This is a genomic window from Actinokineospora fastidiosa, assembly GCF_014648415.1.
Taxonomy (GTDB): domain Bacteria; phylum Actinomycetota; class Actinomycetes; order Mycobacteriales; family Pseudonocardiaceae; genus Actinokineospora; species Actinokineospora fastidiosa.
Genome location: NZ_BMRB01000009.1, coordinates 35153 through 51446, shown reverse-complemented (window position 1 = coordinate 51446; position 16294 = coordinate 35153). Strand labels below are relative to the sequence as shown.

At 74.3% G+C, this 16294-nt stretch carries 12 protein-coding genes; 4 read left to right on the top strand and 8 right to left on the bottom strand.

Annotated features, from left to right (window positions below; translation table 11 throughout):
• Nucleotides 1-55: 55 nt before the first annotated feature.
• The 4 genes from IEY98_RS29830 to IEY98_RS29815 form a co-directional block, all read right to left on the bottom strand.
• Nucleotides 56-1039, bottom strand: a complete 984-nt coding sequence (locus IEY98_RS29830; protein ID WP_189214023.1) for a TIGR03842 family LLM class F420-dependent oxidoreductase — start codon at nt 1037-1039, stop codon at nt 56-58.
• A 12-nt stretch (nt 1040-1051) separates the two neighbouring features.
• A complete protein-coding gene (gene hydA, locus IEY98_RS29825; RefSeq protein ID WP_189214022.1) occupies nt 1052-2437 on the bottom strand; it encodes a dihydropyrimidinase in 1386 nt (461 codons plus the stop codon).
• Nucleotides 2437-3288, bottom strand: a complete 852-nt coding sequence (locus IEY98_RS29820; RefSeq protein WP_189214021.1) for a nitrilase-related carbon-nitrogen hydrolase — start codon at nt 3286-3288, stop codon at nt 2437-2439. Before IEY98_RS29820 ends, hydA begins: the two co-directional genes overlap by 1 nt.
• 127 nt (nt 3289-3415) lie before the next feature.
• Complete coding sequence (locus IEY98_RS29815) at nt 3416-4999, bottom strand: PucR family transcriptional regulator (protein ID WP_189214020.1); 1584 nt, start codon at nt 4997-4999, stop codon at nt 3416-3418.
• Between the two features lie 97 nt (nt 5000-5096).
• Between IEY98_RS29815 and IEY98_RS29810 the strand changes: the two genes are divergently transcribed.
• Together IEY98_RS29810 and IEY98_RS29805 are read left to right on the top strand one after the other, a co-directional pair.
• Nucleotides 5097-6368, top strand: coding sequence for an aspartate aminotransferase family protein (locus IEY98_RS29810; protein ID WP_189214019.1), 1272 nt, complete (start codon nt 5097-5099; stop codon nt 6366-6368).
• Nucleotides 6365-7831 (top strand): CoA-acylating methylmalonate-semialdehyde dehydrogenase, encoded by a 1467-nt coding sequence (locus IEY98_RS29805; RefSeq protein WP_189214018.1) that lies wholly within the window; start codon nt 6365-6367, stop codon nt 7829-7831. The genes IEY98_RS29810 and IEY98_RS29805 overlap by 4 nt, the downstream gene beginning before the upstream one ends.
• Here the strand turns inward: IEY98_RS29805 and IEY98_RS29800 are convergent.
• From IEY98_RS29800 to IEY98_RS29790, 3 genes are all read right to left on the bottom strand, one after another.
• The gene (locus IEY98_RS29800) at nt 7828-8622 is read right to left on the bottom strand and encodes a hypothetical protein (protein WP_189214017.1); all 795 of its coding nucleotides are present in this window, start codon (nt 8620-8622) and stop codon (nt 7828-7830) included. The two genes, IEY98_RS29805 and IEY98_RS29800, sit on opposite strands and share 4 nt — an antisense overlap.
• Nucleotides 8619-8993 (bottom strand): hypothetical protein, encoded by a 375-nt coding sequence (locus tag IEY98_RS29795; RefSeq protein WP_189214016.1) that lies wholly within the window; start codon nt 8991-8993, stop codon nt 8619-8621. The genes IEY98_RS29800 and IEY98_RS29795 overlap by 4 nt, the downstream gene beginning before the upstream one ends.
• Nucleotides 8994-9074: 81 nt before the next feature.
• Entirely contained in the window at nt 9075-13613 is a 4539-nt protein-coding gene (locus IEY98_RS29790; RefSeq protein ID WP_189214015.1) for a type I polyketide synthase, read from the bottom strand.
• 416 nt (nt 13614-14029) lie between these two features.
• Between IEY98_RS29790 and IEY98_RS29785 the strand changes: the two genes are divergently transcribed.
• On the top strand, nt 14030-14707 hold the full coding sequence (locus IEY98_RS29785; protein ID WP_189214014.1) for a ScbR family autoregulator-binding transcription factor: 678 nt from the start codon (nt 14030-14032) through the stop codon (nt 14705-14707).
• Nucleotides 14691-15353, top strand: coding sequence for an HAD family hydrolase (locus IEY98_RS29780; protein ID WP_229787726.1), 663 nt, complete (start codon nt 14691-14693; stop codon nt 15351-15353). The genes IEY98_RS29785 and IEY98_RS29780 overlap by 17 nt, the downstream gene beginning before the upstream one ends.
• Here the strand turns inward: IEY98_RS29780 and IEY98_RS29775 are convergent.
• Entirely contained in the window at nt 15330-16196 is an 867-nt protein-coding gene (locus IEY98_RS29775; RefSeq protein ID WP_189214012.1) for an SDR family NAD(P)-dependent oxidoreductase, read from the bottom strand. The two genes, IEY98_RS29780 and IEY98_RS29775, sit on opposite strands and share 24 nt — an antisense overlap.
• Between the last annotated feature and the right edge of the window lie 98 nt (nt 16197-16294).

The following is a 16294-nucleotide window of genomic DNA, read 5'->3' as shown; positions in this document are numbered from 1 at the left end:
TCCCACTAACGAGTGACACTCATCCGGGTGACGAGAACGTGTCGGGTAAACCGATTCACACGATGCGTTCGCCGTAAGCGCGCAGCGTGTCCTCCTTGTCGTCGTGCATGAGGTACAGGGCGAACTGGTCGACGCCGAGGTCGGCGAGCTCGGCGATGCGGTCCTTGTGCGCGGCGGCCGGGCCGAGCAGGCAGAAGCGGTCGACGATCTCGTCGGGCACGAAGTCCGCGGACCGGTTGCCCGCCTTGCCGTGGTGGGAGTAGTCGTACCCGTCGCGGCCGCGGATGTAGTCGGTCAGCTCGCGCGGCACCGGGCCGGACTCGCCGTAGCGGGCCACCAGGTCGGCGACGTGGTTGCCCACCATCCCGCCGAACCACCGCAGCTGGTCGCGCTGGTGGGCCAGGTCGTCGCCGACGTACGCGGGCGCGGCCACGCACACCGTGATCCCGCCGGGGTCGCGCCCGACCGCCGCCGCGGCGGCGCGCACCGACGCGATGGTCCAGCGGGCGATCGCCGGATCGGCGCACTGCAGGATGAACCCGTCGGCCTGCTCCCCCACCAGCCGCAGCGCGCGCGGCCCGTACGCGGCCATCCAGACCTCCAGGCGGCCCTCCCGCACCCACGGGATCCGCACCGGCGCGCCGTGCAGCACCGCCTCCCGGCCCTCGGCCAGCTCGCGGATGACGTGCATGGCCTCGGCCAGCACCGCCAGCGACGCCGGCTTCTGCCCGATCACCCGCCGCGCGGAGTCGCCCCGGCCGATGCCGCAGACGGTCCGGTTGCCGTACATGTCGTTCAGGGTCGCGAACAGCGACGCCGTGACCGACCAGTCGCGCGTGCTCGGGTTGGTCACCATCGGCCCGACGACCAGGTCCGACGTCTGGGCGAGGATCTGGGAGTAGATGACGAACGGCTCCTGCCACAGCACGCACGAGTCGAACGTCCACCCGTAGCGGAAGCCGCGCTCCTCGGCCTCGGCCATCAGCCGCACGACGTCGCGCGCGGGCGGGTCGGTCTGCAGCACCACGCCGAACTCCATGGCGCACCCCTCTCAGCGCAGGTACTGGCAGAGATCGCGGTCCAGGAACCGGCCGTGCCCCTCGCGGCCGTGGAACGCGCCGTCGGCGACGACGACCGAGCCGCGCGAAAGCACCGTCTCCACCCGGCCGACCAGCTCCATCCCCTCGTAGGCGGAGTAGTCGACGTTCATGTGGTGGGTCGCCGCCGAGAGCACCTGGGTGGCGGTCGGGTCGTAGACGACGAGGTCGGCGTCCGACCCGGGCGCGACCACGCCCTTGCGCGGGTACAGCCCGAACATCCGCGCTGGCGTCGTCGCGCTGATCTCCACCCAGCGCGACAGCGAGATCTCGCCGCGGACGACGCCCTGGTGCAGCAGGTCCATCCGGTGCTCGACGCCGGGCATCCCGTTGGGGATCCTGGAGAAGTCGCCGCGCCCCAGCTCCTTCTGCCCGGCGAAGCAGAACGGGCAGTGGTCGGTCGAGACCACCGACAGGTCGTTCGTGCGCAGCCCGCGCCACAGGTCCAGCTGGTGGTCGGCCGGGCGCAGCGGCGGGGAGCAGACGAACTTGGCGCCCTCGAAGTCCGGCCGCGCCATGTCCTCGATGGACAGGAACAGGTACTGCGGGCACGTTTCGGCGAACACGTTCTGCCCGCTGTCGCGCGCGGCCGTCACCGCGTCCAGCGCGTGCCGGGACGACAGGTGCACGATGTAGAGCGGGGCACCGGTCACCGCGGCGAGGGCGATCGCCCGGTGGGTGGCCTCGCCCTCCAGCTCCGGCGGGCGGGTCAGGCTGTGGTGCACGGGGTCGGTCCGCCCGTCGGCAAGCGCTTGCGCGACGAGCTGGTCGATGGCGATGCCGTTTTCCGCGTGCATCATGACCATGGCGCCGGTCTCCCGCGCCTTCGTCATCGCGCGCAGGATCTCCCCGTCGGTGGCGTAGAAGACGCCGGGGTAGGCCATGAACATCTTGAAGCTGTTCACGCCCGCGGCGACGCAGGACTCCATCTCCTTGAGCGAGGTGTCGTTGACGTCGGAGACGATCATGTGGAAGGAGTAGTCGACGGCGCAGTGCCCGCCCGCCTTCTCGTGCCACTTGTCCAGGGTGGCCAGCAGCGAGGCGCCCTTGGCCTGCACGGCGAAGTCGATGATCGTGGTCGTGCCGCCCCACGCGGCCGCCGCGGTGCCGGTGGCGAAGGTGTCCGACGACGACGTCCCGCCGAAGGGCATCTCCATGTGGGTGTGGGCGTCGATGCCGCCGGGCAGCACGTAGCGTCCGGTCGCGTCGATGACGGTGTCCGCGTCGGTGAACAGGCCGGGCGCGGCGACCGCGGCGATGGTCTCGCCGTCGACCAGCACATCGGCGGCGAACGGGCCGCCGGAGTTGACCACGGTGCCGCCGCGGATCAGGGTGCGCATCACGCCTCCGTCAGCGGGGAGTAGGTCTCCGGCCTGCGGTCGCGGTAGAACGCCCACAGGTCGCGGACCGCGGCGAGCTGGTCCATGTCCAGGTCGCGGACCACGACCTCCTCCTCGGTGTCCGACGCCGCGGCGCCGACGAGCTGCCCGCGCGGGTCGGCGAAGTAGGACTGGCCGTAGAAGTCGTTGTCCCCCAGCGGCTCCACGCCGACGCGGTTGATCGTGCCGACGAAGTACTCGTTGGCGACCGCGGCGGCGGGCTGCTCCAGCCGCCACAGGTACTCCGAGAGCCCCCGGCTGGTCGCCGACGGGTTGAACACGATCGACGCCCCGCCCAGCCCGAGCGCCCGCCAGCCCTCCGGGAAGTGCCGCTCGTAGCAGATGTAGACCCCGATGCGGCCGACCGCGGTGTCGAACACCGGGTAGCCCAGGTTCCCCGGCCGGAAGTAGAACTTCTCCCAGAAGCCCTTCACCTGCGGGATGTGGTTCTTGCGGTGCTTGCCCAGGTACCGGCCGTCGGCGTCGATCACCGCGGCGGTGTTGTAGTAGACGCCAGGCTGCTCCTGCTCGTACATCGGCACGACGAGCACGACGCCGTGCCGCTCGGCCACCTCGCACATCAGCCGCGTGGTGGGGCCGTCCGGGATGGCCTCGGTGTAGGAGTAGTAGTCGGCGTCCTGGACCTGGCAGAAGTACGGGCCGTAGAACAGCTCCTGCAGGCACACCACCCGCGCGCCCTGGGACGCCGCCGTGGCGATGGCCGCGACCGCGTTGGCGATCATCGACTCCTTGTCGCCGGTCCACCGCTGTTGGACCAGCCCCGCTCGCACGATCAAGGTGTCTCCTCTCATCGGCCCGTCCAGGCATCGTGGGACGGCCGGGAACGCTGTGGCGAGCGTCACAGTGTTCGCCGTTGATCGCCAACCCGAACACTGTGTCAGTTGACGTCGGTCGGCGGCCCCGGTGACCCCGACGGCGTCAGTCGACGTCCATGGCGAGCAGGGCCACGTGCAGGGACAGCACCGACTCCGGGTCCTCCAGCGACACGCCCAGCACCTGCTCGACCCGGGCGAGCTGCTGGTAGTACGCCGTGCGAGACAGATGCGCGGCCGCCGCGGCGGCGGACTTGTTGCCGCCGTGGGCGCAGAAGTGCCGCAGCGCCTCGACCAGGCGGCTGCCGTGGGTGGCGTCGCGGGCCAGCAGCGGGCCGAGCTCGCGCTCGGCGAACGCGGTCACCCTCTCGTCCCCGGCCAGCAGGTACAGCAGGCCGCGCAGCCGCACGTCCTCAAGGCGGTGGTAGGTCTCGCCCGGGGCGCGGACGGCCTGCGCCACCTGGGCGGCCTCCACCAGGCTGCGGCGGGCGTCGGCGGCGGTGGCGACGGTGCAGCCGACGGCCACGACCACCGGCACGGCCGCGGCCTGGTGGGTCTCGGCGGCCAGCCGGGCGAGCACGGCGTCGGGGACGGCCTGCGGGGTCAGCGACAGCAGGGCCCGCACGCTGGTGTCGTCGACGATCCCGACCAGCGCGGCCACCCGGGCGCGGCGGGCGGCCAGCGCGGTGGCCTCGGCGAGGTCGCGCAGGACCTCGTGGGTGGCCATCGAGCGGCCGGTGGGCCGGGTGCGCGGGCGCACGGCCATGCCGACGAGCCTGCGGTGCTCCAGCGGCACGCCCAGCGCGGCGCTGTGGGCGGTGATCTCCGCGCCGGACTCGGAGAGCAGGTCGGCGAGCAGGGTCCGGTGGGCGTGCCGTTCCAGGGTCTCCTGGTCGCGCGCGACCAGCCGGTGCACGGCGAGCGCGGACGCCGCCCGCTCGGCGATCACCCGCTGGCTGTGCGCGGGCTCGCCCCGGCACAGCAGCACCAGACGGCCCCAGTGCTGGCCGCGGGCCCCGACGACCGTCACCAGCCACCCCGCCCCGGCGTGGTAGCCGGTGCGCTCGGCGACGGCGACCGCGCGGGAGCGGCGCGCCCAGTCGGCCAGCACGTCGCCAGGGTCGAGCCCGGCGGTGTCGTAGGCCAGCACGTCGTGGGCGAGGTTCTCCAGCACGACCGGCGCCCCGGACGCGCGGGCGGCCTCGCGCAGCACCTCCACCGGCTCGGCGCCCGCGACGGTCAGCGCCGTGAACGTCTCGTGGATCTGCTCGGCGGCGCGCAGCTCGGCGGTCTGGGCGTCCAGGATCAGCCCGGCGACGGCCTCGGTGACCGCCACGAACCGGGTCTCCCTGGCCAGGGTGACCAGCGGGAGGCCGTGCCGCTCCGCGGCGGCGGTCAGCGCGGGCGGCAGCGCGCCGCGCCAGTGCCGGACCAGCTCGACGACCAGGCCTGCCACCCGGGCGGCGGCGAGGTCGTCGACGTAGCGGGTGAGCCCGCCCGGGTCGTCGGGCAGGGCGATGCCGGTGGTGAGGACGAGTTCCCCGCCGCGCAGCAGGGCGGCGATGTCGGCGACCTCGGCCACGTGCACCCAGCGCACCCGCCGGTCGAGGCCCACGGCGCCCGCCACGACCTCGGGCCCGCCCGCCCGGACGACGGGCAGCGCGATGGCGTCCGAGACCGTCGGGTACACCCGACACAGTGTCGCACAAACTGTAAGGCGCACAGGGTGATCGGCGTGCAGTCTGTCCGTTGGCGCGCCCGTGCCCGGCCCAGCACACTCCGACGGTATGACCCTCGTCGAGCGCCACCGCGCCGTGCTCCCGAACTGGCTGGCCCTCTACTACGCCGACCCGCTGGAGATCGTGAGCGGGCACGGGCGCCGGGTGACCGACTCGACCGGCCGCGGCTACCTGGACTTCTTCGCGGGCATCCTGACCAACGCCATCGGCTACGACGTCCCGGAGATCTCCGACGCCGTCCGCAAGCAGCTCGACAGCGGCATCCTGCACACCTCGACGCTCTACCTGATCCGCGCGCAGGTGGAGCTGGCGGAGCGGATCGCGGCGCTGTCGGGGATCCCGGACGCCAAGGTGTTCTTCACCAACTCCGGCACCGAGGCCAACGAGACGGCGCTGATGCTGGCCACCCAGTACCGGCGCAGCAACCAGGTGCTGGCGATGCGCAACTCCTACCACGGGCGCGCCTTCGCCACCGTCGGCGTGACCGGCAACCGCGGCTGGTCGGCGAGTTCGCTGTCGCCGGTCCGGGTCGCGCACGTGCACGGCGGCTATCGGTACCGCGGCCCGTTCGCGGCGCTGTCCGACGCCGACTACATCAAGGCGTGCGTGGACGACCTGCGCGAGGTCATCCAGACCATGACCTCCGGCGACGTCGCGTGCCTGATCGTCGAGCCGATCCAGGGCGTCGGCGGGTTCACCGTGCCGCCGGACGGGCTGTACGGGGCGTTCGCCGAGGTCCTGGCCGAGCACGGCATCCTGCTGATCTCCGACGAGGTGCAGACCGGCTGGGGGCGCACCGGGGAGCACTTCTGGGGCATCGGCGCGCACGGCGTCGTGCCGGACATGATGACCTTCGCCAAGGGGCTGGGCAACGGCCTGGCCATCGGCGGCGTCGTGGCCCGCGCCGAGGTCATGGACTGCCTGACCGCCAACTCGATCTCCACCTTCGGCGGCAACCCGGTCGCGACCGTGGGCGCGATGGCCGTGCTCGACTACATCGCCGAGCACGACCTGCAGGCCAACGCCCGCGAGCAGGGCGCGCGGCTGCTGGCCGGGCTGCGGTCGGTGGCCTCGCCGTGGATCGGGGACGTGCGCGGCAAGGGCCTGATGGTGGGTGTGGAGCTGGTGCGGCCGGGCGGGACCGAGCCCGCGCCGGACGCGGCGGTCGCGGTGCTGGAGGGCTGCCGGTCCCGCGGGCTGCTGGTCGGCAAGGGCGGCCTGCACAACAACGTGATCCGGCTGGCGCCGCCGATGACGGTGACGGCCGACGAGGTGGACGAGGCGTTGGACGCGCTGAGGGGGGCGGTGGAGGCGCTGTGAGGATCACGCACTGGATCTCCGGCAAGCCGTGGACGGGGACCGCCGAGCGCTCCGGGGAGGTGTTCGACCCGGCGATCGGCGCGGTGCGCGGCCGCGTCGACTTCGCCGGGCAGTCCGAAGTGGACGAGGCGGTGGCCGCGGCCGCCGCCGCGTTCCCCGGCTGGCGGGACGCCTCGCTGGCCGCGCGCTCGGCGGTGCTGTTCGAGTTCCGGGCGCTGCTGCGGCGGCGCGGGGACGACCTGGCCGCGATCGTCTCCGCCGAGCACGGCAAGGTCGTCGACGACGCGCGCGGCGAGGTGGCGCGGGCGCTGGAGGCGGTGGAGTTCGCCTGCGGGATCCCGCACCTGCTCAAGGGCGGCTTCAGCGAGAACGCCTCGCGCGGGGTGGACGTGCACTCGATCCGGCAGCCGCTCGGCGTGGTCGCGGTGGTCTCGCCGTTCAACTTCCCGGCGATGGTGCCGCTGTGGTTCGTGCCCGCGGCGGTCGCGTGCGGGAACGCGGTCGTGCTCAAGCCGTCGGAGAAGGACCCGTCCGCGGCGAACTTCCTGGCCGGGCTGTGGGCCGAGGCCGGGCTGCCCGACGGCGTGCTGAACGTCCTGCACGGCGACAAGGCCGCGGTGGACGGCCTGCTGACGCACCCGGACGTGCGGGCGGTGTCGTTCGTCGGCTCCACCCCGGTGGCGCGGCACGTGTACGAGACGGGCACGCGCGCGGGCAAACGCGTCCAGGCGCTGGGCGGGGCGAAGAACCACATGGTCGTGCTCCCCGACGCCGACCTCGACCTGGCCGCCGACGCCGCGGTGTCCGCTGGCTTCGGCTCGGCGGGCGAGCGCTGCATGGCGATCTCGGTGGTCGTCGCGGTCGGCGGCATCGCCGACGACCTCGTCGGCCGCATCGCCACCCGGGTCGACGCGCTGCGGATGGGCGAGGACATGGGCCCGCTGGTGACCGCCGCCCACCGCGACCGGGTGGCGTCCTATGTGGACGCCGGTGTCGCTGAGGGCGCGGAGTTGGTGGTCGACGGCAGGCGGCGCGCGGTGGACGGCTCCGGCTTCTGGCTGGGGCCCACGCTGTTCGACCGGGTCCGGCCGGACATGTCGGTCTACACCGACGAGATCTTCGGCCCGGTGCTGTCGGTGGTGCGCGTGCCGTCGTACCCGGCGGCGGTGGACCTGGTGAACGCCAACCCCTACGGCAACGGCACGGCGGTCTTCACCACCGACGGCGGCGCGGCCCGCCGGTTCCAGAACGAGATCGAGGTCGGCATGGTGGGCGTGAACGTCCCCATCCCGGTGCCCGTCGGGTACTACAGCTTCGGCGGCTGGAAGGACTCACTGTTCGGCGACACCCACGCCTACGGCCCCGACGGCGTGCACTTCTTCACCCGCACGAAGGTCGTCACCACCCGCTGGCCCGATCCCAGCCACGGCGGGGTCGACCTGGGCTTCCCCCGCACCGTCTAGTCGGTGACCTCGACCCGGACGCGGTCGGTGTCGCGCAGCAGCGTCAGCGTGAGCCTGCCGCGCTCGGGGTCGCGGCCGGTGATGACGACCCAGCGGTCGTTGGCGTAGGACAGCAGGCGCAGTCCCGTGTAGCGGTACGTCGAGGGGCCGACGACGGTCTCGCCGGGCAGGGTGAGCCGCTCGGTGCTGTAGACGGTGAGGGCGGGCTGGGCGTCGGGGTTCCGGTCGATGTGCTCGGCGAGCGCCGTCCCGCCGCGGCCAGCGTGGACGGCGGCCGCCCAGAACACCGCGAACGCCACCACCGAGCCGACTAGGACGCGTCCCCGGAACGGCCGCTCGGTCCCGTGCAGCGGCGGACCGCCGAGCACGGCGGCGAGGGCCAGGGCGAGCGCGCCCGTCAGCGGTTCGGCGTGCCCGGCCAGCGCCGAGACCGCCCACACGAGCGCGATCACGGCGACGCCGATCCTGACCGCCTGCACCGCGGGGAGCCTGACCCCGCGCCCGAGCGGGACGGTCACGGCGTCGAGCCGTGCGGCCACCCGCCGGACGGCGACGAGCAGCACCAGCACGCCCAGCACGACCGCGAGCGGCTTGAACACGACGCCGACGCTGCGCAGCAGGTAGTCCTGCGCGGAGAACCTCAGGACCGCGTGGTCGACGCCGAAGTAGCCGTAGATCGCGTTCTGCCGGTTCCACCCGAAGTACATGAGCACGGCGGTCACCGCGGTCACGGGCGCGACCACGAGCCCGACGAGTTCGAGCAGACCCCGCACGTCCTCCTTCTCGCTCACGGCGCCTCCGTGGCGTCGACGTCGGACGGGGCCGGGAGCGTGGGGACGACCGTCACCCCGGGGATCTCGTCAGGCGGCCGCTCCCCGGGCTCGGCGGCGTCCGGGTCGCCGCAGTATCGCGGGCATGACGGCGGAACAGACCTCGACGGAGGGTTCGGCACTCCCGGTATCTCCTCGGGTCCCGTTCCCGGCGGGCCGTCGATCCGCGTGGGCGCCGCTGGGACGACCCGCGTGGGCGCCGGTGGAACGACGGTCGACGCGGGCGACGCGGGCGGCCGGAGCGCGGGCCCGTCGTCGAGGCCGGGGTGTCCCCGGCAGCCCGTCAGCAGCGCGACCGCGACCACCAGGCCCACCGACCGGGCTCGGTTCACCGGGACCACCCCCACCGTCCGTCCGCTGGGGATTTCGCGGGCGGCGGGCCGGGCCGTTAGCCGCCTCACCCGATCGTGTGGCTAGCGGCCGGGGTGCAGCGACCGCAGCAGCGGCGGGGTCTCCGCGCCGCTCGACATGTCCAGTTTGGCCGGTACCAGGTGGGTGTCCGCGCGGGCCAGCGCGGCGTCCAGGAGGCGGAGGGCCTCGGGCGTGGTGAGCGCGCCCTCGGTGGCCGCGCCGTCCGGGCCGGGCAGGGCCGACCAATGGCCCCAGGCCAGGCTCGACCCGGCCAGGCCCCGGCCGCGCCGGTCCTCGGCGAGGGCGTCCAGGAACGTGTTCGCCGCCGAGTGCGCGGACCGGCCCGCCGCGCCCAGCACGCCGGACGCTGAGGAGAACAGGACGAACGCCGACAGGTCCATCCCCGAGGTCAGCGCGTCCAGGTGCAGCGCGCCCGCCACCTTCGGGGCCAGCACCCGGTCGATCCGCTCGGCCGTCTGGTCGGTCAGCGCCGCGTCCTCGCCGGTCGCCGCGAGGTGGAACACCCCGCGCAGCGGCAGCCTGCGGTCCACACCGGCCAGCACGCGCTCCAGGTCCGCGCGGTTGGCCACGTCGCACGCGGGCACCCGCACCGACTGCGCGCCCGCGTCCATCAGCTCCCGGATGACCTCGGCCGCCCCCGGCGAGAACGGACCGCTGCGCGAGGTCAGCACCAGGTGCCGCACGCCGTACCGGCGCACCAGGTGCAGCGCCACCAGCCTGCCCAGCTTCGACGTGCCGCCGGTGATCAGGACCGTGCCCGCGGGCCCGAGCGGGCGCGGCGGGGCGTCGGGGGCGACCGCGCGGGCCAGCCGCACCGCCCGCACGACGCCGTCGCGGACGACCAGCTCCGGCTCGTCGGTCACCGCGAGCGCCGCGGTCACGTCCGCGCCCGGCGGCGCGTCGATCAGGCGCAGCCGGTTGCCGTGCTCGGCCCTGGCCGCGCGGATCAGCCCGCGGACGGGGGCGGCGGCGAGGTCGCCTCGGGTCACCCAGACCAGTTCGGTCGAGGCCAGCCGGGGATCGGCCAGCAGCGCCTGCAGGACGTCCAGCGCGCCCACCACGCTGGCCCGGACGGCGGCGGCCACGTCCGCCCCGCCCGCCCTCGGCACCTCGATCACCAGCCGCGACGGGGCCGGGGCCGAGGCGAGCGCGGGCAGGTCGGCCAGGGTCCAGGTGGCGCCGGGGGCCGACGGCGGCACGACGACCGGGACCGAGTCGACCCGGTACAGGTGCCGGGCCGGGTCGCCAGCGCGGACCTGCTCGGCGGTGACCGGACGCAGCCGCAGCTCGTCGACGTGCGCGACGGGCATGTCCTCGTCGTCGGTCACCCAGAGCCGGGCCACGCTGTGCTCGCCCCGGTCGACCAGGTCCAGCCGGAACCGCAGGTGCGTGCCCGACGAGCCGTAGAGCGTCACCCCGCGCCACGCGACCGGCATCAGCAGCCCGCCGGTCGGCCGCAGCGCGGCCAGCGCGTGCAGCACGGCGTCGAGCAGCGCCGGGTGGACGCCGTCGAAGTCGCCCTCCAGCTGCTCGGGCACCCGCACGACGCCATAGGCGCTGTCGCCCACCCTGCCGAGTTCGGTGAGCCCCCGGAACGCGGGCCCGCAGACCAGGCCCTGCGCCACCAGCCGCGCGTGCAGCCCGGACACCGAGACCGGGTCGGCCATGGGCCAGGAGTCCCACCCCGGCTCGTGCTCGGCCCACTCGGTGACGACCGTGCCCACGGCGTGCAGGGTCCAGCCGTCCGAGGCGTCCTCGGGCTGGGAGTACAGCGCGATCGGGCGCAGCCCGGCCGCCTCCGCGCCCAGGGTGACCCGCAGCCGGACATAGCCGGTGGGCGGCAGCACCAGCGGGCGGGCCAGCGACAGCTCGCCGATCCCGGCCGCGCCCACCTGGTCGGCCGCCGCGGCGGCCAGCTCCACCAACCCGGTGCCCGGGACCACGATCGTCCCGAACAGCCGGTGGTCGGCAAGCCACGGGTGCGCCGCGACGGACAGCCGCCCGGTGAACAGGTGCCCCTCGCCGTCGGCGGTGCTGGTCACCGCGTCCAGCCACGGGTGCGGCAGCGCCTCCGGGCTGACCGGCCGCAGGTCGCCGCCGGAGCGCGCGACGGGCAGCCAGTAGCGCTCGCGCTGGAACCCGTACGGCGGCAGCGCCACCCGCCGCGCGGCGCGCCCGGCGAAGACGGTGGCCCAGTCGACCTCCTGCCCGGCCACGTGCAGCGCGCCCAGCGCGGCCAGCACGTCGCGGGTCTCGTCGTCGCCGGACAGGCTGGGCAGGAACCGGCTCGGCGAGTCGGCGGGCAGGCAGGCCAGCGCCGTCGCCGTCCACACCGGACCCGGGCCGCACTCCAGGTAGCCGCCGATCCCGGCGTCCTCGAGCACCCGGATGGCCTCGGCGAAGCGCACCGCGCCGCCGAGCTGGTCGATCCAGTAGCCCGGGGCGCGCACGCCGTCGCCGGGCGCGAGGTCCGGGCCCATCCACTCGGCGGTCATCGCGCTGACCAGCGGCAGTTCCGGCGCCTGCCAGGTGCACGAGCGCACGACCGCGCCGTACTCGGCGAGCAGGGCGCCCTGGCCCGGGTACGCCGAGGCCACCGTCAGCCGCCGCACCGGGACCCCCAGCGCCCTGACCCGGTCGACCGCCTCCAGCACCGCGTGCTCCGGCCCCGCGACGACCGTCTCGCCCGGGTCGCCCGACCCCACCACCGCCACGTCCACATCGGACACGGCGTCGATCGTGTCCGCCTCGGACAGCCCGACCGCCGCCATCGCCCCGCCGGGGCACGCCCTGGCCAGCCGCCCGCGGGCGACCGCGAGCCGGGCCGCGTCCTGCAGCGACAGCACGCCCGCGACGTGCGCGGCGGCCAGCTCGCCCACCGCGTGCCCGGTCACCGCCGACGGCAGCACGCCCCACGACACCCACAGCCGGAACAGCGCCACCTGCACGGCGAACAGCGCGGGCTGCGCGATCCCCGGGTCGTGCGCGACGGCGTCGCCGCCGCCGAGGACGGCAGCGCGGACGTCGGGGTCGAACTCCGCGCACACCGCGTCGAACGCCTCGGCGAACACGGGGAACGCCGCGCGCAGCGCGTGTCCGGTGTCCGGCCGCTGCACGCCCTGGCCGGTGAAGACCATGGCGAGCCCGCCGTCGGCGGCCCGCTCGGGCAGCACGATCCCGTCGGCGACGTCGCGCAGGCGGGAGATCAGCTCGGCGCGGCCGGAGGCGGTGACGCACGCCCGCACGCCGAAGGACGTGCGGTGCAGCGCCGCGGTCATGGCCACGTCGAGCACCCGCGCCTCCTCGCCCGCGAGGTGGTCGGCCCAGCTGCGCGCCTGCGCGCGGACGGCCGTCTCGTCGTGGCCGGACAGCACGACCGGGTACGCCGTCGCGTCCGGCTCGTCCCGCGCCACCGGCCGGGGGCGCGGCGCCTCCTCGACGATCAGGTGCGCGTTGGTCCCGCCGTGCCCGAACGCGGACACCCCCGCCCGCCTCGGCCGCGCGCCCCGCGGCCACGGCACCGGCCCGGTGAGCAGCGTCAGCTCGCCGGGCAGCCCGGCGGGTCGGGCGGAGTGCGCCGAGGGCGGGAGCACCTCGTGCCCCAGCGCCAGGACGGCCTTGATGACCCCGGTGACGCCCGCGGCCGCCTGGGTGTGCCCGACGTTCGACTTCGCCGAGCCGAGCCACAGCGGGCGGTCCCGGTCCCGGTGGACCGCGGCCAGCGCGGCGGCCTCCTCGGCGTCGCCGTCGGCGTCGCCCGCGCCGTGCGCCTCGACCGCGTCGATGTCGCCCGGGGACAGTCCCGCGTCGGCCAGTGCGGCGCGCAGCACGGACTCCTGGTCGTGCGGGCCCGCTGCCGACCCGCGCAGCAGGGCGAGGACGTCGTCGCCGTCGGCGAGCGCGGCGGCCAGGGGCTTGAGCACCAGGACGCCGCAGCCCTCGGCCCAGCCCGTGCCGTCCGCGTCCGACGAGAAGCTCTTGCACCGCCCGTCCGGGGCGTTGCCGGTGGGTGCGTCCACGTAGGCCGAGGGCGTCGTCATGACGGTCACCCCGCCCGCGACCGCGACCGCGCACTCCCCGGCCCGCAGCGCGGCCACGGCGAGGTCGATCGCGACCAGCGACGACGAGCACGCGGTGTCCACTGTGGTCTCCGGACCGCGCAGGCCGATGGTGGCGGCGACGCGGGCGGCCAGTCCGCCAGGGTGCCTGCCGCGCACGACACCGCGGTCGAGGTAGTCGGTGGCGCCGAGGTAGAGGCCGATGTCGGCGTCGGGTCTGATCCCCGCGCGCTCCATCGCCTCCCACACGGCCTCCAGCGCGATGCGCCGCTCGGGCTCCATGGCCTGCGCGGCCAGCGGGGACAGCCCGAAGAAGGCGGCGTCGAAGCGGTCGGCGTCGTGCAGGAAACCGCCGTCGTGGACGGCGGCGTCGTGCAGGTCGAGGCCGTCCCAGCGGGCCGGGAACGGCTCGATGGCGTCGCCGCCGTCGGCCAGCAGGCGCCAGAAGGCGTCCGGGGTGTCGATCCCGCCGGGCAACCGGCAGGCCATGGCGACCACGGCGATCGGCTCGGAACCCGGCATGCGCCCACTCCCCACTGCAGGTCCTCCGACCAGCGGCCGCGCCCGCCTCCCCCGAGGCGGCTGGGACCGGCCCGTGCGGGTCGCTGGTCCAGCGATGTCCGAAAGATAAAACCGACCGGCCGGTTTGTCAACGGCCGGGTCACCCACCTGCGGAGTCCGCGGCAAAGGTCTGGTACCAAACCTGAGTGCTCGCTCGTAAATGTGCTGCCACCTGGGAAACTAGCAGGCATCAGCTAGTCATGGCGACCGTTTCGATCAAGATGGCCGGAGGCTGCGAGCACCAGTCGAACAGGTGACCGCTATCACAATCTCCGGAAACAAACCTACCAGGCGGTTTCTTTTCGGTCGGTTTGCTGTCAGGATCGGCCCCTGCGGGAAACCTCTACCGCACCGCTCACGGAAGGGGCACAGCAGCAGTGGCACAACAGCAACGGGCGGAGCGGACCCGTACCCAGATCCTCGACGCCGCCGCCGAGGTCATCGACCAGCACGGCTTCCAGGGCGCCCGGCTCTCCGGGATCCTGGCGACGGCGGGGGTCACCAAGGGCGCGTTCTACTTCCACTTCTCCTCCAAGGAGGAGCTGGCGCACGCGCTGGTCGACGAGCAGTTCAGCGTCGACGACACGCCCACCGACCCGGAGTCGCTGGGCCTTCAGCAGATCATCGACCTCACCCACCAGCTCGCGCACGCGCTGCAGACCAACGTGCGCGTCCGCGCCAGTGTGCGGCTGACGGTGGAGACCGGCAGCTTCGTCGCCCCCCGGCCCGAGCCGTACCTGCGCTGGATCGGCGTGGCGCGCAGGCACGTCGAGGCCGCGCTGCACCGGGGCGACCTGCACAAGGGACTGGACCCCAACGTGGTGGCCACCTGGATCTCCGGGTCGTTCCTCGGCATCCAGATCCAGTCCGAGGTCCTCACCGGCCGCGCCGACGTGCACGAGCGGGTGACCGACATGTGGCGCATAGCGCTGCCCGGTCTGGTGCCGCCGTGGCGCCTGGCCGCCTTCTCCCCATCCGGCACGGTTCCGCCAGCCCAGCTCCCCGGAGGCCCCCATGCGGTTCCAGCAGTTGAAGTTGGTGTGTCTCAATCTTGACGGCGTCCTGCTGCCCGACACGTTCAGCCCGGTCATCCACCGGCTGCTGACCGCACACGGCGTGGAGTACACCGCCGACCTCGAACGCCTGATCCTCTCGCAGCCGCGCGAGGTCGCGGGCGCGATCCTGGCCTCGGCTGTCCGGCGTCCGTGGACGTGGCGGCAGGCCGTCGAGGCGTTCTTCGCCGAGCGCGAGCGCTACCTGGCCGACCACCCGATGGTCCTGGCCAAGGGCGCGGGCGAGCTGATCGACCTGCTGCGCGAGAAGGGCGCCACGCTGATCTGCTACGGCGGCATGGACCGCGCCGCGTTCGACGACTTCCTCGGCCCGTGGCGGGACCGCTTCGCCCAGCCGGAGTACATCAGCACCAACGACTTCCGGCCCGGCATCGCCGAGATCGTCGACTACTACGGCGTCACGCCCGGCCAGGCCCTGTTCGTCGACGACGTCAACCGCTTCGCCGAGTTCGCCAAGGACATCGGCGTCGGGTTCATCGGCCTGCCCAACGACCACCCGCACAGCTTCCAGCGCGAGCACATGGTCGAGACCGGCGTGCGCCACCTGGTGTGGTCGCTGCCCGACATCGACGAGGCGCTGCTGGACCTGCTCGACGCCGAGGCGTCAGCGGGCGCGGTCTGGCAGTAGCCGCTCGGACAGCTCCCACAGCCGCGCCGCCCGCTCCGGGTCGGCCGCGTACGCCGCGTGGTGGCCGTCGGGCAGGTCGTGCCCGGTCGGCCACGGCTCGGTCGGCGCGCAGTCGGCCACGATCCGCCCGCCCAGACCGGGGGTGACCGCCGCCCAGACCGTGCTGGCCGCGGCCTGCGCCGCGGTCCGCCAGCCCGGTCCCCGCCCGTCCCACCCCTGCGCGCTCAGCTGCGCGGGGGTGAGGTCGCGGACGATGTCGGTGAGCACCAGCCCGGGCAGCACGGCGGTCGCGGTGTGCTCGGTGCGGCGGTCGAACTCCAGGGCGAACAGGGCGTTGGCCGTCTTGGACTGGCCGTAGGCGCGCCAGGGGTCGTAGGCGCGGCTGCGCCAGTCCGGGTCGTCGAAGTCGATGTCGGCCCTGCGGTGCGCGCGGGAGGAGAGCACGACGACCCGCGCCTCCCGCAGCGGGACGCGCGCGGCCAGGGCGAAGTGGCCGAGGTGGTTGACCCCGAAGTGCGGCTCGAAGCCCGCCTTGGTGCGGACGAGCGCGTTGGTGAGCAGGCCCGCGTTGAGGATGAGCATGGTGACCGGGCGGGGCACGGCGAAGGCGGCGATGGAGTCCGGGTCGGCGAGGTCGAGCCGGGCGAAGGCCACGCCCATGCTGGCCGCGGCGGCCGCGCCCTTGACCGGGTCGCGGCCGGTGATCAGCACGTCGGCGCCCGCCCTCGCGAGCGCCTTGGCGGTCTCCGCGCCGATGCCGCCGGTGCCCCCGGTGACGAGGGCGTGGTGGCCGGTCAGGTCGTGCCCCGCGAGGACGTCGTCCGCGGTCGGTGCGAGCGGCATGGTCTCCCCCTCGGCACCATTGTCGAGGATCGCTCGCGGACGGGGCAACGCTGGACAGCCGATCTTCGCGACCGGTATCCTGACCTCGCGAAGGGGAG

Bases quoted from the DNA above. Each gene is read 5' to 3' on its own strand.
- IEY98_RS29820 (WP_189214021.1), bottom strand. From the start codon at position 3,288: ATGAGAGGAGACACCTTGATCGTGCGAGCGGGGCTGGTCCAACAGCGG.
- IEY98_RS29830 (WP_189214023.1), bottom strand. From the start codon at position 1,039: ATGGAGTTCGGCGTGGTGCTGCAGACCGACCCGCCCGCGCGCGACGTC.
- hydA (WP_189214022.1), bottom strand. From the start codon at position 2,437: ATGCGCACCCTGATCCGCGGCGGCACCGTGGTCAACTCCGGCGGCCCG.
- IEY98_RS29790 (WP_189214015.1), bottom strand. From the start codon at position 13,613: ATGCCGGGTTCCGAGCCGATCGCCGTGGTCGCCATGGCCTGCCGGTTG.
- IEY98_RS29810 (WP_189214019.1), top strand. From the start codon at position 5,097: ATGACCCTCGTCGAGCGCCACCGCGCCGTGCTCCCGAACTGGCTGGCC.
- IEY98_RS29775 (WP_189214012.1), bottom strand. From the start codon at position 16,196: ATGCCGCTCGCACCGACCGCGGACGACGTCCTCGCGGGGCACGACCTG.